General features: G+C 39.3%; 1 protein-coding gene. It reads right to left on the reverse strand.

Annotated features, from left to right (window positions below; translation table 11 throughout):
• On the reverse strand, positions 1–257 hold a 257-nt coding region (locus SCA31_RS24325), incomplete at both ends, for a LysR substrate-binding domain-containing protein (RefSeq protein ID WP_410699548.1).

Consider the following 257-nt stretch of genomic DNA (forward strand, 5'->3'; position numbering starts at 1 on the left):
CTTTCGCTACTTCCCAGATGCATGACGGTATTCAGTTCATCGATATGAATGCCCTTTTCTTTCAAGCGGTTCTGGATAAACTCCAGAGTTCCAGAACCTTGTTCCCTGAAAATCAGGTTTAGATTATATAGATCTTTTAAAACCAGATTTTTATGGGCTAGTGGATGGTCTGTTTTTGCGACCAGAACGATCTCATCAGGCTTAAAGATTTTATAATCAAAATAGGAAGACTGCGATTCACCTTCAATGATACCCAG

This window comes from Chryseobacterium sp. SIMBA_028, assembly GCF_046535285.1.
Classification (GTDB): Bacteria; Bacteroidota; Bacteroidia; order Flavobacteriales; family Weeksellaceae; genus Chryseobacterium.